18 protein-coding genes are annotated in these 16404 nt (G+C 58.4%); 8 read left to right on the top strand and 10 right to left on the bottom strand.

What is annotated here, in order from left to right:
• Positions 1–11: 11 nt before the first annotated feature.
• Positions 12–179, top strand: coding sequence for a hypothetical protein (locus AB1A64_RS05470; protein WP_366550494.1), 168 nt, complete (start codon positions 12–14; stop codon positions 177–179).
• Here AB1A64_RS05470 and AB1A64_RS05465 read toward each other — a convergent pair.
• The 3 genes from AB1A64_RS05465 to mazG form a co-directional block, all read right to left on the bottom strand.
• Positions 176–625, bottom strand: coding sequence for a GNAT family N-acetyltransferase (locus AB1A64_RS05465; RefSeq protein WP_366550493.1), 450 nt, complete (start codon positions 623–625; stop codon positions 176–178). The two genes, AB1A64_RS05470 and AB1A64_RS05465, sit on opposite strands and share 4 nt — an antisense overlap.
• On the bottom strand, positions 622–1563 hold the full coding sequence (locus tag AB1A64_RS05460; protein ID WP_366550492.1) for a nucleoside hydrolase: 942 nt from the start codon (positions 1561–1563) through the stop codon (positions 622–624). Before AB1A64_RS05460 ends, AB1A64_RS05465 begins: the two co-directional genes overlap by 4 nt.
• Positions 1564–1626: 63 nt before the next feature.
• Positions 1627–2484, bottom strand: a complete 858-nt coding sequence (gene mazG / locus AB1A64_RS05455) for a nucleoside triphosphate pyrophosphohydrolase (protein WP_366550764.1) — start codon at positions 2482–2484, stop codon at positions 1627–1629.
• Between the two features lie 66 nt (positions 2485–2550).
• Here mazG and AB1A64_RS05450 point away from each other — a divergent pair, with 66 nt between their 5' ends.
• From AB1A64_RS05450 to AB1A64_RS05435, 4 genes are all read left to right on the top strand, one after another.
• On the top strand, positions 2551–3714 hold the full coding sequence (locus tag AB1A64_RS05450; RefSeq protein WP_366550491.1) for a M20 aminoacylase family protein: 1164 nt from the start codon (positions 2551–2553) through the stop codon (positions 3712–3714).
• 12 nt (positions 3715–3726) lie between these two features.
• Positions 3727–4695, top strand: a complete 969-nt coding sequence (gene speB, locus AB1A64_RS05445; protein WP_366550490.1) for an agmatinase — start codon at positions 3727–3729, stop codon at positions 4693–4695.
• Positions 4696–4772: 77 nt separating this feature from the next.
• Positions 4773–5720, top strand: a complete 948-nt coding sequence (gene speB / locus AB1A64_RS05440; protein ID WP_366550763.1) for an agmatinase — start codon at positions 4773–4775, stop codon at positions 5718–5720.
• A gap of 63 nt (positions 5721–5783) precedes the next feature.
• On the top strand, positions 5784–6188 hold the full coding sequence (locus AB1A64_RS05435; protein WP_366550489.1) for a DUF1499 domain-containing protein: 405 nt from the start codon (positions 5784–5786) through the stop codon (positions 6186–6188).
• Here AB1A64_RS05435 and AB1A64_RS05430 read toward each other — a convergent pair.
• Entirely contained in the window at positions 6114–6416 is a 303-nt protein-coding gene (locus AB1A64_RS05430) for a hypothetical protein (RefSeq protein ID WP_366550488.1), read from the bottom strand. The two genes, AB1A64_RS05435 and AB1A64_RS05430, sit on opposite strands and share 75 nt — an antisense overlap.
• A 62-nt stretch (positions 6417–6478) precedes the next feature.
• On the opposite strand from AB1A64_RS05430, the gene prfA reads away from it, so the two are divergent.
• The 3 genes from prfA to AB1A64_RS05415 all read left to right on the top strand — a co-directional run bounded on the left by prfA (position 6479) and on the right by AB1A64_RS05415 (position 9207).
• A complete protein-coding gene (gene prfA, locus AB1A64_RS05425; RefSeq protein WP_170358823.1) occupies positions 6479–7534 on the top strand; it encodes a peptide chain release factor 1 in 1056 nt (351 codons plus the stop codon).
• The gene (prmC, locus tag AB1A64_RS05420) at positions 7531–8373 is read left to right on the top strand and encodes a peptide chain release factor N(5)-glutamine methyltransferase (RefSeq protein WP_366550487.1); all 843 of its coding nucleotides are present in this window, start codon (positions 7531–7533) and stop codon (positions 8371–8373) included. The genes prfA and prmC overlap by 4 nt, the downstream gene beginning before the upstream one ends.
• A 243-nt stretch (positions 8374–8616) precedes the next feature.
• Positions 8617–9207, top strand: coding sequence for a DUF4167 domain-containing protein (locus AB1A64_RS05415; RefSeq protein WP_366550486.1), 591 nt, complete (start codon positions 8617–8619; stop codon positions 9205–9207).
• 100 nt (positions 9208–9307) lie between these two features.
• Here AB1A64_RS05415 and AB1A64_RS05410 read toward each other — a convergent pair whose 3' ends face one another.
• The 6 genes from AB1A64_RS05410 to lptG form a co-directional block, all read right to left on the bottom strand.
• On the bottom strand, positions 9308–9739 hold the full coding sequence (locus AB1A64_RS05410) for a hypothetical protein (protein WP_366550485.1): 432 nt from the start codon (positions 9737–9739) through the stop codon (positions 9308–9310).
• A 76-nt stretch (positions 9740–9815) separates the two neighbouring features.
• On the bottom strand, positions 9816–10661 hold the full coding sequence (gene rsmA / locus AB1A64_RS05405) for a 16S rRNA (adenine(1518)-N(6)/adenine(1519)-N(6))-dimethyltransferase RsmA (RefSeq protein WP_366550484.1): 846 nt from the start codon (positions 10659–10661) through the stop codon (positions 9816–9818).
• 73 nt (positions 10662–10734) lie between these two features.
• On the bottom strand, positions 10735–11700 hold the full coding sequence (pdxA, locus tag AB1A64_RS05400; RefSeq protein WP_366550483.1) for a 4-hydroxythreonine-4-phosphate dehydrogenase PdxA: 966 nt from the start codon (positions 11698–11700) through the stop codon (positions 10735–10737).
• Positions 11697–12950, bottom strand: a complete 1254-nt coding sequence (locus tag AB1A64_RS05395; RefSeq protein WP_366550482.1) for a peptidylprolyl isomerase — start codon at positions 12948–12950, stop codon at positions 11697–11699. The genes pdxA and AB1A64_RS05395 overlap by 4 nt, the downstream gene beginning before the upstream one ends.
• Positions 12941–15103, bottom strand: a complete 2163-nt coding sequence (gene lptD / locus AB1A64_RS05390) for an LPS assembly protein LptD (protein WP_366550481.1) — start codon at positions 15101–15103, stop codon at positions 12941–12943. Before lptD ends, AB1A64_RS05395 begins: the two co-directional genes overlap by 10 nt.
• Positions 15103–16203: an LPS export ABC transporter permease LptG gene (gene lptG / locus AB1A64_RS05385; RefSeq protein ID WP_366550480.1), complete on the bottom strand. Its 1101-nt coding sequence runs from the start codon at positions 16201–16203 to the stop codon at positions 15103–15105. Before lptG ends, lptD begins: the two co-directional genes overlap by 1 nt.
• Positions 16204–16404 lie beyond the last annotated feature (201 nt).

Here is a 16404-nt window from a genome sequence, read left to right as displayed (position 1 = left end):
GGGGGTACACCATGACTGGTTCGAAATTCCTTCTCGTAGCTTCAGTGATCAGCACTGTATTTTTAGCGGCCTGCTCGGGGCCGGGGACTTATCCGGTATCGGGGATGCAGGCGTCGTCCACTGACCCGGTGATGGATATGGACATTCCTGGATTCGATATGGGGGTTGAGGCGCGCTAAAGCGGCTTGCTCATCAGCACATAGCGGTCTCGTGGTTTGAAACCGGTACGCAGATACAGCCTTTGCGTGGCTTCATGCGCCCGGTCGACCTCAAGGTGCAATGCGGTCAATCCTGCCCCGGCAAGGGCTTTGGGCAGGTCCAGCAATACTTCGGTTGCGATGCCACGGCCTCGGACCGCAGGGCGAATGTAAATCTCGTCAACAAAGCCGTCCATACCGCCAAATTCGACCGACCAGCCGAAGGTCAGCACGATATAACCCAGCGGCGCACGGCCGGGGCCGATCAGATAGACACAGCCGTGGGGAATACCCTCAAGCAGCGGGGCCAGCGCTTCGCGGCGTTGATCGGCGTCCTGATCAATTCCGGCCTCGGCGTGAAAGGCCGTGACCAGCGCCATCAGGCGATCCAGATCTTCGGGACGGGCGAGTTTCAGCGCGGCGCTCATAGGCGGGCCAGCCTTTCTGTTAGCAGGTCAAAGAATCCATCGGCATCGATTTCCCCCATGAACATGGCATTGGGCGGATGATCCGTCACGCGCCACCAATCAGCGACGGTCATGCCAAGGGTCAGGTCGGATTGCGTTTCGATCTGCACATTGATGTGACGGCCCGAGAACAGTTCGGGCCGGATCAGATATGCGGTCACGCAGGGGTCATGCAGGGGGGCACCTTCTGAGCCGTATTTTTCGGTATCGTAACGCTCGAAGAATTCCGTCATCTCGGCCACTGCATGGCCGACTTTGCTGTCCAGCGCGCGGAAGGCTTCGTTGCGGTGTTTTGTGACCAGTGCGTCATGGGTGACGTCCAACGGCATCACTACGATATGAATGCCGGATTTAAATACGATTTCAGCAGCTTCTGGGTCGACGTAAATATTAAACTCAGCGGCTGGAGTGTAGTTCCCAACCTCAAAATATGCGCCACCCATCAGCACGATTTCCTGCACGCGGTCGACGATATCGGGCGCTTTCTGAAAGGCCGTGGCGATATTGGTCAACGGTCCCAGCGGGCAAAGTGTCACCGTCCCCGGTTCCTGCGCACGCAGAGTGTCGATGATGAAATCAACTGCGTGCCCATCGGCCAGAGGCATTTCCGGGTCTGGCAGAACGGGCCCGTCCAGCCCGGTCTTGCCGTGTACATGTTCCGCAGTGACCAAGGCGCGTTTGAGCGGGCGGTCGCATCCGGCATAGACGGGGATATGCGTGTGACCAGCCAGCTCACAAACGATCCGTGCGTTCTTGGCGGTCAGCTCCAGCGGCACGTTCCCAGCGACAGCAGTGATGCCCAGCACTTCGATCTCTTCGGGGCTGGCCAGCGCCAGCAGTATGGCGACGGCGTCGTCCTGACCAGGGTCAGTGTCGATGATGATTTTGCGCGGTGCCATTCTGTGCCTCCGGGGTCTTGAAGCGCGGACACTCGCAAGTGTCACCACACTTGTCCAGCGGTTTCAGGCGTCGGTCGCAGCGTCCACAGGCGGGAGTTTGCCATTGGCGCGGTGTTCCTCGATCTTCACTTCGTCCCAGAGGGCATCCATCTCGGCCAGATCACTTTGCGACGGAGTTTTGCCACGCGCGGCCAGACGTGCCTCGACCTGTTCGAAACGACGCGTGAATTTAGCATTGGTGCGCCGCAAGGCGGCCTCGGGTTCGATGCCGAGGTGTCGGCCCAGATTGACCATCACGAACAGCAAATCGCCAAATTCGTCCTCCAGCGCATCAGCATCCTTGCTGTTGCGTGCCTCTTCCAACTCAGCCGCTTCTTCGGTGATTTTGGCAAGCACATGGCTGGCGTCGGGCCAGTCGAAACCCACACGGGCCGCGCGTTTTTGTAGCTTATGGGCGCGCAGCAGGGCGGGCAGATTCGCGGCCACGCCGTCCAAAGCCCCTTTTTGTTCCTTGCCCGCACGCTCGGCTGCCTTGATGGTTTCCCAGTCCACGGTTTGCTGTTCCGCTGACTTGTCGCGGGATTCGTCGCCGAACACATGCGGGTGGCGGTCGACCATCTTTTCCGACATGGTGCGGACCACATCCTGAAAGGTGAAATGCCCTGCCTCTTCAGCCATTTGCGCGTGGAAGACGGACTGGAACAGCAGGTCGCCCAGCTCACCCTTCAATTCGTCATAGGCGTTGCGTTCGATGGCATCGGCGACCTCATAGGCCTCTTCGATCGTGTAAGGGGCTATGGTGGCGAAATCCTGTTCGATATCCCACGGGCAGCCTGATTCCGGGTCGCGCAGGCGGCGCATGATTTCCAGCAAACGCTCGATACCCGCATCGCTGTCGTGGATCAGAGGATTTTCGGCCATTGCGAACCCTTTCGTTCCGGTGTCAGATGCATCCATTCCGCAGTCAGGATCAGGAGTCCACCCCAGATGCCCGTCGTCAACCGAATTGCCGATTTCTCTGCCGATATGGCCGCATGGCGCCAGCACCTGCATTCGATCCCTGAATTAGAGTTCGAATGTCACGAAACATCTGCTTTCGTCGCCGACCGACTGCGCGAGTTCGGCGTGGATGAGCTGCATGAGGGCATTGCCAAGACGGGCATAGTGGCAATCATCAATGGACAGGGCGAGGGGCCGACCATCGGCTTGCGCGCTGATATGGATGCATTGCCGATCCCCGAGGAGACGGGCGTGCCTTACGCGTCCAAGAATCCCGGCAAAATGCATGCTTGCGGTCATGACGGGCACACCACGATGCTGCTGGGTGCGGCACGTTATCTGGCCGAAACACGGAATTTTCGCGGTCGCGTGGCCTTGATCTTTCAACCCGCCGAAGAGGAAGGCGGCGGAGCCGGTGTAATGGTCGAAGAGGGGATCATGGATCGGTTCAACATCTCTCAGGTCTACGCGCTGCACAACGCGCCCGGATTTGTCGAAGGGTCGTTCTATACCACGCCGGGGCCGATTATGGCGGCAGTGGACACGTTCGAGGTACACATTCAGGGCGTAGGTGGCCACGGTGCCATGCCGCACGAAACGCGCGATCCAGTGATGGCAGCCTGTGGCATCGCGCAGGCGATCCAGACCATTGTCAGCCGTAATCACTACGCCTTGGACGATTTGGTGGTTTCGGTCACGCAGATACACACCGGTACGGTAAACAATGTCATTCCCGACACAGCCTTCATTAACGGTACAGTGCGGACGTTTGATCCTGCTGTGCAGAATATGGTGATTGAAAGGATGGAGCAGATCGTGCAGGGGCAGGCGACCTCGTATGGGGTCACGGCGCAGCTGGACTATGAAAAGAACTATCCCGCCACGATCAACGACGCCGAAAAGGCCGGCTTCGCTGCGGATGTCGCGCGCGATATTTCTGGAGAAGACCGGGTAACCGCCAACGCAGGGCGTGAGATGGGGGCCGAGGATTTTTCCTATATGTTACAGGCACGTCCCGGCGCATATCTGTTCCTGGGGCAGGGTGAGGGCGCGGGCCTGCATCACCCCAAATATAACTTCAACGACGAGATCGCGCCGGTTGGCGCCTCGTTCTTTGCACGGATCGTCGAAAAGGCGCAGCCTTTGGGCTGATGGGGGGAAGACATGTCACTGGAAGATGCAAAAAATCAGGTGGATGAGGCATTCACCAACCCGGACCTCAAAGGGTTGTCATTCGAAAACACGTTCGGTGGTGCGACGTCATTCCTGCGGCGGCTCTATACCAAAGAGCTGAAGGGCGTAGATATCGCCGTGACCGGCGTGCCGTTCGATCAGGCCGTGACCAACCGCCCCGGCACCCGCCTTGGCCCCCGCGCAATCCGTGAGGCCAGCGCGCTGCAATCGCCGGATGCACCCTATGGCTGGCCCTTCGACGCGCTCAGCGAATTGGCGATCGTGGATTACGGAGATATGGCCTATGACTACGCCAATATCCCGGCCTTTCCCGATACTTTGACGGATCATATCCGTACTATTCTGGCGGCTGACGTTGCCTCGGTTTCGTTGGGGGGAGATCACTATATCAGCTTTCCGATTCTAAAAGCCTATGCCGAGAAATACGGGCCGATGTCGCTGCTGCAATTCGATGCGCATACGGACACATGGGCCGATGACGACATGTCCCGCGTCGATCACGGGACGATGTTTTACAAGGCGGTGAAATCGGGGATTGTGGACCCCAAACGCTCGGTCCAGGTGGGTATTCGCACCACGAACGAGGATACGCTGGGCGTCAACATCATCGACGCGCGTGAGGTCTATGAATCCGGACCCGCCGCCGTGGCGAAAAAGATCAAAGGTATTCTGGGCGACACCCCCGTCTATCTGAGTTTCGACATCGACGGTCTGGATCCGGCCTTTGCCCCCGGCACCGGCACGCCCGTCTGGGGTGGGCTGACTTCGATACAAACGCAGATCATCTTGCGCGACATTGCCGGGATCAACATCAAAGGGGGGGACGTGGTCGAGGTCTCTCCACCTTTTGATACGTCCGGTGCCACGGCGATTGCGGGCGCGCATGTGGCCACGCAGATCATCTGCCTGTTGGGGTGGAACAAGCTGGTCTCGGATTAATTTATGAGGCTTAACCATTGGTTAGCCATCTTTCCGGTAACTGATTAACCAAAGGGCCGGACGGGAGAATGACGGGCATGACAGAGTTTAACCAACCTATCAGCGGCAATGATCTGGCGCGGTTTTCGGGGCCGAATACGTTTATGCGCCTGCCGCAGGTGGATTCGCTTGCCGGGCTGGATGTGGCGGTGCTGGGGATCCCTATGGATATTGGCACTTCGTGGCGGTCGGGGACGCGGTTCGGGCCTAAACAGATTCGCAGCGAAAGCGCGATGATCCGGCCCTATAACATGGCCACGTTTGCGGCCCCGTTCGACAGCCTTCAAATCGCGGATATCGGCGATCTGGCGATCAATACATTTTCGTTGTCTGACAGCCTGAAAATCATCAAGGAAAGCTATGATGCGATCCTGGCGCAGGGCGTGACGCCAGTGGCGATGGGGGGCGATCATTCGATCACCTTGCCGATCCTTCGGGCAATCGCTGCCAAGCACGGGCCGGTGGCACTGGTCCATGTCGATGCCCATGCAGACGTGAACGATGAGATGTTTGGTGAAAGAGAAACGCATGGCACCGTATTCCGCCGCGCCTACGAAGAGGGGCTGATCGTCCCCGACAAAACCTTTCAGATTGGCATTCGCGGCTCGGGCTACGCGGCATCGGATTTCACCGAGGCTAAGGGCTGGGGCTTTCGCCAATTCCCCGCGTGGGAGCTGTGGCAGCAAAACCTGACCGTGACTGGTGCCCAGATTCGCAAAGAGATTGGCGAGCATCCGGTTTACATCTCGTACGATATCGACAGCCTGGACCCCTCTATCGCCCCAGGCACCGGCACGCCTGAGATTGCTGGGCTGACCACGCCACAGGCGTTGCAACTGATCCACGCGCTGGCGGGTATGAACGTGGTGGGGTGTGATCTGGTCGAGGTTTCCCCACCGTATGACGCCACCGGCAACACCGCGTTGACTGCCGCGAACCTGCTGTTCGAGATGTTGTGCATTCTACCTGGCGTGACGTCGCGGTAGGGGGTAGGGCGTCTTGCCACGACCAGCGGTCCGAATATTGTTTTGCAAAGCGACGGGATCGGGATGAAACGAATGATTTTATGGGGACTTGTTGCCTGCTTGATCGCCATGGCTGCCATTCGCTTAGCCCCATCAGACCCCAATCGTTGGCACGTCGCCCCTGTCGGAGACACGGATCGGGATATGCCGGGCGGCGTGTTTCGGGTGATCGAAAGTGACCCGGACGGTTTCGAGCGTCTGCATGAAATCGCGACAGGTACCCCCCGAACCTACGTACTGGCGGGTTCCATGTCAGAGGGGATGGTCACCTACATAACGCGCAGCAAGGCTTTTGGTTTCCCAGATTACACAACGATTCAGCTGGACGGAGATATGCTGCGCATCAATGGACGTTTAAGATTTGGCCGGCGAGATTTCGGGGTAAATAGAAAACGAGTTGATGGGTGGTTGACCAGGTTGCAGTTCTGACGACAAACACCCCTCTTGCACTTCGCGCCACATGGGGACGTTCAGGGACATTTGGCACTGGGCGGTGAACATCCGACCGTCGACCTGCAGGCAGATCATCTCACCCAACTCGATGCGCGTGCCGGATTTGTCGGTGCAATAGCAGTCCTGTACCTTGCCTCCGGGACCGACCACATCGGCCATGGCTGGGGCTGCGCACAACAAAATTACAAGTGCCAAACGTGTCATAGCGTCAGCTTAGCACAGGGACGGCTCTTGACCAAAGCGCCGGATTAAGAGACACCGCGCGGATGATCCCCGAAGAACGCCTCGAACAGATAACTCAGAGATTCCAGTATCTCGAAGCGGCCATGGCAGATGGCGCCTCGGGCGGGGATATTGCGGCCTTGGCCAAGGAGTATTCTGATCTGAAGCCAGTGGTCGATCAGATCATGGCGTGGCGTCAGCTGGTCGCCGATCTGGCCGAGGCTGAAACGATGCTGGCCGATCCCGACATGAAAGAGCTGGCCGAGGAAGAAATCCCCGAGCTTCAGGCCCGCATCCCACAGGCTGAACAAGCCCTGCAACTGGCGCTGTTGCCACGGGACAAGGCTGATGCGCGTCCAGCGATGTTGGAAATCCGCCCCGGAACGGGCGGGGATGAGGCTGCGTTGTTCGCGGGCGATCTGTTGCGCATGTATCAACGCTATGCCGAAGCGCGCGGCTGGCAGTTTGAGATCATTGAAGAGCAAGCCTCGGATCTTGGCGGCATCAAAGAGGTGGTGGCCCATATCAAGGGCGACAATGTCTTTGCCCGTATGAAATACGAATCCGGAGTACACCGCGTTCAGCGCGTGCCCGAAACCGAAAGCGGCGGGCGGATTCACACCTCGGCAGCCACCGTGGCGGTTCTGCCCGAGGCCGAGGATGTGGATATCCAGATCGATGCCAATGACATTCGCATCGACACGATGCGCAGTTCGGGCGCGGGCGGGCAGCACGTGAACACCACGGACTCGGCAGTGCGGATCACACACCTGCCCAGTGGGCTGGTGGTAACAAGTTCCGAGAAATCACAACACCGCAACCGTGAAATTGCGATGCAGGTCCTGAAAACGCGCCTGTATGATCTTGAACGCCAACGGATCGATAGCGAACGATCCGCTGATCGCGCCAGTCAGGTGGGCTCGGGCGACCGGTCCGAGCGGATCAGAACCTATAACTTTCCGCAGGGCCGGATGACGGATCACCGCATCAACCTGACGCTCTATAAGCTGGATCAGGTGATGCAGGGCGATCTGGATGAAGTGATCGACGCGCTGACCGCTGACGATCAGGCCCGTCTTCTGGCCGAGATGGCACAATGATCGGGGCGTTGACAGCCGCTCAGGCCATGGTGGCCGCCACCGCCCGCTTGCGCGCCGCAGGGGTCGACGACCCGGCGCGCGATGCGCGGGTTTTGCTGGCCCATGCCGCACGAATCGAAGCCAGCCGGGTCACGTTGATCGCGCCCGAGGAACTGTCACCCGAGATTGCCGAACGGTACGATCACCTGATCTCGCTGCGGGCTATCCGCGTGCCGGTGTCGCACTTGCTGGGAGAGCGCGAGTTTTATGGTCGTAGGTTCCGTGTCAGCCGCGATGTGCTGGACCCGCGCCCTGAAACCGAGACACTGGTCGAGGCGGCGCTAAGCGAACCGTTCGATCATGTTCTGGACTTGGGCACAGGCTCTGGCTGTATCTTGATCACCCTGCTGGCCGAGCGCACAAGCGCATCGGGTATCGGTGCGGATCTAAGCGAATCCGCCTGTCTGCAAGCCAGCGCCAATGCGGTGCAGCATCAGGTGCAGGGCAGGGTCGAGATTTTGCGCTCGGATTGGTTTGAAAATATCGAAGGGTTGTTTGACCTGATTGTTGCAAACCCGCCCTATATTTCGCTGGAGGAGATGCAGGACCTGTCCCCCGAGGTGCGAGAGCATGAACCGCGCATGGCACTGACGGACGAAGGGGACGGGCTGGGCGCATACCGCCATATTGCCGCCTCGGCCCCGGATTTTCTGATGCCCGGCGGGCGTATCCTGGTTGAAATCGGGTCGACACAGGGCAAGGCTGTTGCAGCCCTTTTCCAAGCGGCTGGATTGATTGACGCAGGGATTATCCCCGATCTGGACGGTCGAGATCGTGTTGTTGTCGCCAGAATGCCGTAATTTTGGCGCATGATGAGGCTGAAATGCGCCGATCAATGTAAAAAAGCTGCGAATTTTTGGACAAACCTCTTGTCTGTAGGCGCTGGACATGCTTACTCAGAGTTAGTCGGAGAGGTTGACGCTGTTTCAGCGGGCCCCTGACGCCAAGCCCAAAAAAGTCGACATCGCGTGACGGCTAATGCCATTGAGCAGTGCAGGACGCGACTTGATCGGCACCGAATGACAAGGCTGACGTAAAGTACGATGAGATCTTCTAAATCCCGCTCGCGGGCCAAGAATAACCGCAATCGCCCCTCTGGCGGCAACGTTGTTAACCGGGTTTTCGATAGTTCAGGCCCCGAAGGCAAGGTGCGCGGTACGCCCCAGCAAATCATTGACAAATACAACCAGCTGGCGCGTGACGCCCAGCTTGGGAATGACCGTGTGGCGGCTGAGAACTTTCAGCAGCACGCCGAGCATTATCTGCGTCTGCTCAGCGAGGCGCAGCGCGAAATCGAAGCGCGCCGCGAAGAGCAAGAGCGCCAGAATCGCGAACGTCAGGCTGAGCGTGACCGTGAACGTGCCGAACGTCAGGAACGCGAAGCGGCCCGTCAGGCCGACCCGGCCGAGGCACCGCAGCCCGACGTGATGGATTTCGGAGCTGAAGCAGCCGCCCCCGAATCCGGTCTGGTTGAAACCCCGGAAAGCAAAGATGCCGCCCCTGTGGTCGATGCACCCGAAAAGCCCGAAAAGAAAGAAAAACCCCCACGTCGTCCGCGTGCGCGCAAGCCCAAGGCTGCACCGGCCGAGGATGCACCCAAAACGGATGGGGATGCTCCGGAAGCAGCCGAGTAGTTATCGAAACATTGACAAATGAAAACTCCGGCGGTTTCGCCGGAGTTTTTCGTTGCTTAGATTCGATTTTGTGCCGTTTCGAAAAAGGACGTTTTGAACCCTAATTCTTGGACCGGCACTCACCGCTACTTTGAGTTCTGAAGCCACCTTTTTTCAAGCGTGCGTTCATTTTTGCTTTGCCAAAATTGGCAGCAATTCTGGCCTCATAAATTATTCTATACTTTGCGCTCCATTTGCCTTGCTGACCAATGCCTTCCATGGACACAGGCAAGTCTAATTGCCACTGCGCTTGATACTCTCCGTTGCGCCGAATTGAGACCTTGACTTTTATAGGTCTTTTTCGAGCGTACCGTATAATTTCGTTTGAAATAACAACGTGCTCAAGATCATTATCGAATATGAAAGTGGTGCTCTCGGCAATTAAACCAGAACTTTCCTTATGAAAGTCGCAGATATAATCAAGCTCCAGTGCAAGTGCTGGTGCTGACATGCCAAGAAAGACTGCGGTGAGGGCTGAAGTGAGTTTTTTCAATTGTATCCTACAGGCAGAGTATTGTTCGTAATTTAACCCAACAAATAGATTTAGTCAGATTACCGTTCACTGATAGTTATCTTTGAGTAGCGATAGAGCGCGCCAACGCGCAGAACGCCTCAAGCGGGACTTGTTCGGCACGTTCGGTGGGCTGGATACCGGCTGCGAGCAACCGGTCTTCGATATCCGGTGCGACACCTTTCAGTGAGGCGCGCAGCATTTTCCGGCGCTGGTTAAAGGCAGCCGCGACCACACGTGACAGGGTGGCTGCATGGGCGGGATAGCGCGGCTGGGGCAGGGCGGTCAGGTGAACAACGGCGCTTGAGACTTTGGGGGGTGGCGTAAACGCGCCGGGCGGCAATGACATGGCGATCCGCGCCTCGGCCCGCCATTGGGCGAGGATGGCGAGGCGGCCATAGGCCTTGCTGCCAGGTTGGGCGACGATACGCTCGGCCACCTCACGCTGGAACATCAGGGTCAGGCTCTGCCAGAAGGGCGGCCACTCTGGCGGAGTCAGCCAGCGAACCAGCAATTCGGTCCCGACATTATAGGGCAGGTTGGCGGCAATGCGGATTGGCGGGGTCAGATGGGCCAGCGGGTCGATTTCCAGCGCATCGCCGTTGATCACCTCAAGCCGACCGGGGTAGGCGGCTGCGATATCGTTCAGGGCCGGGATGCAGCGTGTGTCTTTCTCCACCGCCACGACCTTGCGCGCGCCCTCTGACAACAGTCCACGGGTCAGACCACCGGGGCCGGGGCCAATTTCCAACACGTCGCATTCCGTAAGATCTCCGGCCTGACGGGCGATCTTGGCCGTCAGGTTCAGATCCAGCAAAAAATTCTGCCCCAGCGATTTGCGGGCCGAAAGCTGGTGTGCCGCGATAACCTCGCGAAGCGGAGGGAGATTGTCGATTGCGCTCATGATCCGTTTGCCCTGACGCCAGGTGCGCCGAAAATTTTGCCTGTGGCCGAGGTATTTTCAGCCAGGGGAAGGGTCAAGCGCTTTGTGCCATGCGTTGGGCCAGCTTCAGCGCCTCGATCAGACTAGTGGGTGTTGCGATGCCTTGGCCTGCGATATCCAGTGCGGTGCCGTGATCAGGCGAAGTGCGGATAAAGGGAAGACCAAGCGTCACGTTTACCCCGCGATCGAAATCCAGCGTTTTGATCGGGATCAGCGCCTGATCGTGATACGTCGCAATGGCCGCGTCATAGCGGGCACGGGCGGCGGCGTGGAACATCGTATCCGCCGGATGTGGGCCGGTAACAGTATAACTGTCGCCAGGGAGGTCGGCGATCAGGGGCGCGATCCAGTCCAGCTCTTCATGGCCCATCTTCCCACCTTCACCTGCATGGGGGTTGAGGCCCGCGATGGCAATACGAGGGTGCGCGATGCCGAATTGATTGCGCAACCCTTCGACAGTGATTGCAATGGTGTCACGCAGCAGGTCCGGGGTCAGGGCCGAAGGCACCTCGGAGAGTGCGATATGGATGGTTGCGGGCACCACGCGCAGTTGCGCACTGGCCAACATCATGACCACCCGGTTCCGCCCTGCGAGGGCGGCGAGAAATTCGGTATGGCCGGGATAGGCAAAGCTGGCCCCGTCGATCAGGGCCTTCTTGTGGATCGGCGCGGTACAAAGCGCCGAAGCTGCGCCGGATTGCACCAGCGAAACACCACGCTCAATGGCGGCGATGACCGAGGGCGCGTTGGCCGGATCGGGTTGGCCGGGGACGTTGGGCGCCGGAAAATCCAATTGCAGAACCGGCAGCGCCGAGGCGCTGATTTCAACAGCTTCGGACGGGTCAGTTATGCGGACAACCGGCGTTCCCGGCGGCAAGTGGGTCGCGTCACCGATATAGAAGAACGGACATGTGTCGCGAAGGTCCGACCACGCTTTGGCTGCGATTTCCGGGCCTATTCCGGCCGGGTCACCACAGCTGAGCGCGATTGGGGATGTCATTGCTCGACAATGTTTGCTTCGGCGCGCAACTGCGCCACCAGACTGTCAGCAAATGCCTCGAGACGTTGTTGCGTCAGCGCGTTTGCAACGTCCACTCGCGATGTCTCTTCGCCCAGATCACGGGTGCGGGTGCAGAGCATCAAGAACATCAGGGTCTGGCCGTTGTTGCGGGTCAGCGTCGTGGACACCTCATTCAGGTCAAGCTTGGCAAGCTCCAGCGCCACGTCACGCGGTATCTCGCTGGGGCTGGCCTGAATCCGTTGCAAAACTTCTGGTGGCTGGTCCTTGGCGATGCCGTAGAGGTCATCGCAGGTGTCAATTTCTTCTCTGAGTTTGGCCGCCCGTGCCAGGGTTTCAGCACTACGGCCACCGGCCATGTTATAGATCGCGTAGTCTATCTCGGAATAGTTGGTCGCGCTGGTCGCGACCTCACGCAGTCCGCGCATCTGGAACAGCGCAATGGCGTTGGGCAACGAAAGCGGCTGTGTGATCTCTCCGTCCTTCAAACCCAGGATCACTGGTTGCAGTGCTGGCGGCAGGCTGGTGAGGCTCAGCCAGTCAAGTCGTCCACCATTATCGCGGGTGGCTGCCGCTGAATATTGTGTGGCTGCGGCGGAAAACGAGTCAAACCCCTGCAGTTGGGCAATCTCTTGGGCAAGCAGATCAGCCTGGGCAATGGTTTGCTGGTTCACTGGGATAATGATTTCGGACAGCAGCACCTGCAGGCCACCGCTGTCAGTTTGACCCAGGGCGCGGTTGATCTCGTCCTCGGACGGGCGAGCCTGTGACAGGAAACGCGCACTGACATAGTCGCGCCAAGCAACCTGATCGGCCACGAAATCCCGAACGGTTTCGCGATCAACACCCTGATCGGCGAGCAGTTGTAGGAACCGGTCAGTCGACAATTGCCCACGCGCGGCAAATTCGTCGATGCCGACCTGAATGTCTTCGGGGGCTGCCTGGATTCCTGCCTCGCGCATAATCTGGCGACGCAGCCTTTCGTCGATCAGCGCATCACGGACTTCGGCGTCGGACGCACCGGGGGCACCCAGTGCGGTCAGGAATTGTTGCCGTTGTGACAGCTCGTACCAGGTGATGATGTCCTGATTGACCTTGATCGCGGGTGAAAACAGGCTTTGGGCACCAGCTTGTGGCGACGTCAAAGCCAGTGCAGCCCCGATCAGCATTGGGGCGACCGGTTTAAGCCAACCGGAGCGGAGGAAACTGGTGAAACCTGAAATCAACTGCATCTTCTCTTGTACTGTTGGCCGCCACTGTTAACGGAGTACCCCGTCAAGGCTACGGTAAAGCCGAATTCTGTCGAAGGCTCAATACTTGATGATGAGGTAAAGCGCCTACTGACATTCATGTTAACCTGTACGCATTCATTCTGATACGTCACCCCCAACCCATAACGGATCGGTTCGGATTCGCTTAGGTCATAGCGCGCCAGGGCCCGTGTGTTCCAGTTCTGATCCACTCGGTAACGTCCGGTCAACCGAACTTCAGAAATCTCGTCGTCGATACCTTCAGCCGGGTCCGGCTCTTGCCAGCCATAGCTTCCGGTAAAGCCGACCTGCGGCTGTTGCCATCCGACGCGCAGCTCGGCCTTGGAAAAGCTGAAATCGCCGTTCAAAAGGCCACGGCCAGCCAAACGCCAGCCGTTATTGGTTTGAATCTGACCAGCCAGCAGCAAGTCTGAGGTTGTCCCCTGTAAGCCTGAGGTCAGGTTGAAACTGGGGTCAGCATCTGCGCGGTACACCTGACCAATCGTGGCAAGAGCCCGCCAGCCGCCGGCTGCATAGCGGGACCAGTTCAGGCCCACAACGCCGGTCACGCCGTCTTCGCGCCGGTCTGGGGCCGGAAAGCGGGACAGGGACAACAAGTTACCCTGATCGAATTCCTGAAACGTGCTTTCGTCATTTGGCACGTCGTCGTCCGAGACATGGGTCCATCCGATCTGGGCAATCGGTTCCAATATCTGGGTCGCCCCAGATGACTCGCGCTTGCGCATCGGATAACGCAGCGTCAAAGCCGCACGTGGCGTGGTGCGCGTTACGTTGTCAGGGAAATCGCTGTCGTGACGAATGTTGAACGCATCGACCGACGCGCCAGCTCGCACCTCAGCCCGAAGGCCCGACGCAAAAGTCCAATCGCGCAGCCATTCAGCATCAAAGGTGGCACGAGCAACGTCCCGTCCGACGATATCCTCGTCACTGGTACGTTCATGCGCGTGAGTAACAAAGCCCAACCGAACCTCGCCGCCCACAGAGGTCGGGAACAGGCGCTTTTCATAAAACAGATCAAAGATCCGTGACGGGATTTCGTCCTGTTCCTCGCTATCGCGCAGGGTTTTATAGTGGGTGAAACTGGTACGGAACGCCGTGTCGCGTTTGATCCGTTCCAGCGCAACTTCGCTACGCAGCCGATCCAGATCGGGCAGGCCATAATCGGCCAGATAAGCATCGTCTGACGTTGTTCTGATGTTGAAAAGGAACCGATAACCGTCGTTCAGATTGAACCAGCCATTGGCGAACAAGTATCCCCGATCTTCACTCGGCTGCAGGTCATCGCGGGTATAGGCGCCCTCAAGCTGGATGCGCCCCCTTTTAAAGGCCTGCCGATAGCGAAACCCAAGTGTATTGGTCTTGGACGAGACATAGGGCGTCAGTGTCAGATCCTTGTGGTCACCCAGCTTGATGAAATACGGCACCTGGACACCAGTGCCCAACTGCGAGGTAGTTCGGATCGATGGAACCAAGAACCCGGTGGCCCGCTCCAGCGTCGGGTCTGGCAGTCGCAGATAGGGGAAATAGAACACTGGCACATCCAGCACCCGAAGTTGCGCCCCTTCAAAGTAGAGTTGCCGTTCCAGTTGATCATGCGTGACCTTGCGGGCACGGATCTGCCAGATCGGCGGTTTGCCATTCGCGCAGACATGGCACGAGGTGGCCGAAACTTTGCTGAACTGCGTATACCTGCCCGCCGCGCGCGTGGCCTGAACCGAAGCAATCTGCACCTGCTGGTCGAACACCATCCGTGCCCCGATCAGCAGGCCATTCTGAATACCGTCATCCAGTTCGGCCGAATCCGCCAGGATTGTTGTATCACCAGCCTGATCGATACGGATTGGCCCCTCCAGCGTCAGCGCGCCGGTATCGCGATCATAGGTGATACGGTCAGCGGTGATTTTGACGTCACCTTGAAAAGCTTCGACATTACCTTCGGCCACCAGCACGCGTTCGGGGGTGATGAAGATTTCGTCAGCCACCAGCAGGGCGGGCTGGTCCTCTTGCTGGGCATCCTGCGCAGGGCCGGGGGCGGGTTGATTCTGGGCGGCGACACCTATTGGCATTGCCAGAGCCACAGCGCCGGACAGCAAAAGACTTGATATGAGCCGCATCAGCCGTCCTCCGCATGGAGAAGAAGGCCAAGGGAAAGAAGAATTGCTGCAAAGGGCGGAGCCCAGGCTGCGACGAAGATAGGCAATTGACCGTTTTCTCCGAGTATTTGGGCAAAGTTGCGAACGAAGTAGATTGAGAATCCCAAAAGCACTGCGGACAGAACCGCGATGCCGGTACCGCCAAAGCGGACATGGCGCATGGTAAAGGCCGCGCCGATCATCACCATGGCCACCAGAAAGAGCGGTCGCGCAAGTTGAACCTGCAACCAGACTTCATATTGCTTGGTGGAAAACCCGGCCTCGCGGAGGTCACGGATAAGCTGCGGCAAGTCGTAGACCGAAACGGAATCCTGTTGGCCCAGCGTGTCCAGAATGCGCTGGCGCGTCAGCGTGGTGGGGATTTCGATGCGCTGATGTGTTTTGGCGGTCGCCTCGGGGTTCACGTCATCCGCCAGAGACCAGATCTTGGCATTGTGCAATATCCAAGACCCGTTCGACAGTTGGGCCCGATTGGCATTGATTTGCTGTGTAGGTTTACCATCCGGCGAAAATGTAACGATCGTTACGCCGGTCAGTTCCAACGCATCCGCATTCGTGGTGCCGCGCGCGTGGATGACCGATTGCTCATTTTCCGACCCCTGCCGCAACCATAGCCCCTCGCTGGTGATCGACAGCGCCGAGTTGCCTTTGTCTTTGTAGGCATCGGAAAGGCGTCGGTACTCCTCGGACGTGGCAGCGGTGATCGGGTTCAGCAAGGCCACCGCGAGGGTCCCGATAATCAATGCCAACGTGACCGGGGCCAGCAGCGCCCGGATACCGGACCGCCCAATGGCGCGTGTCACCACCAATTCGGAATTACGTGCCAAGCCGATGAACAATGCGATTGTGGCTAGGATGACCAGCAAGGGCAGCATCTCGCTGATCGCTGCGGGTGAATTCAGCAAGGTCAGGTGCAGCAGCGTACCAAAAGACAGCCCCTCCGAGTTAAATCGGCGGGCTTGTTCGACTAGGTCGATCAGAATCAGCAGTGTTAGAAAAATGCCGCCAATGACCAGAAAGCTTTGCATGAACCGGCGGGCGAAATAGCGGTCGAGGATCACGATTGTGCCTCCGCCTTGACCCGGCAGCAGGTTAAATCGGCACCGAAAAGGCCAGAATCACCTTTGCCTGCGCAGATGCGCAACGGCATATGCCTGCCCTGTCTCGCCAATTCGTTCTCCCCCGATCCTGCCGGAATTTTTCCGCGACTGTAATGCAATTGGCGCGCGGGGAAAACTGCTATCTGGTCAAGCCGCGCAGTG

The organism is Ruegeria sp. ANG10 (assembly GCF_040705255.1).
GTDB lineage: Bacteria > Pseudomonadota > Alphaproteobacteria > Rhodobacterales > Rhodobacteraceae > Ruegeria.
Note: the sequence above shows the minus strand (reverse complement) of the source record. Positions and strands in the feature narration are given on the sequence as shown.